Origin of the sequence: Halomonas sp. ATBC28, assembly GCF_005937175.1 — a bacterium.
GTDB classification, from domain to species: domain Bacteria; phylum Pseudomonadota; class Gammaproteobacteria; order Pseudomonadales; family Halomonadaceae; genus Vreelandella; species Vreelandella titanicae.
Map to the genome: position 1 here is coordinate 1 of NZ_VCQL01000091.1, position 522 is coordinate 522.

Consider the following 522-nt stretch of genomic DNA (forward strand, 5'->3'; position numbering starts at 1 on the left):
CTTTCTCGATTTCGCCGGGCTGGCCTACATCACGGCCAGCCTGGAGCGGCTCATCCTGTACCTCAACCCCACGCTGGTGGTGGTGCTCGGCTGGCTGCTCTACGGGCGCGGCATCCGCCGCGGGCAGGTGCTGGGCATGGCGATCAGCTATTGCGGCGTGGTGCTGGTGTTCGGCCACGAAGCGAGCCTGCAGGGCAAGGACGTGGCCTGGGGCGTGCTGCTGGTCTTTCTCTCGGCCGTGAGCTACGCGGTCTATCTGGTCTACAGCGGTGAGATGGTGCGGCGCGTGGGGTCGCTGCGCCTGGTGGGCCTGGCCACGACGGTGGCATGCGTGTGCTGCATCGCGCAGTTCGTGGTGCTGCGGCCGCTTTCGGCGGCGCTGGTTGCGCCCGAGGTGCTGGGCCTGTCGGTGCTCAACGCTGTGTTCTGCACCGCCGTGCCGGTGCTGCTGGTGATGATGGCCATCGAGCGCATCGGCGCGGGCGCGGCGGCGCAGGCCGGCATGATCGGGCCGCTCTCCAC

1 protein-coding gene is annotated in these 522 nt (G+C 69.3%); it reads left to right on the plus strand.

Annotated features, from left to right (window positions below):
• The coding region (locus E0L35_RS25460) for a DMT family transporter (protein ID WP_138801727.1) at positions 1 to 522 on the plus strand (522 nt) is incomplete at both ends.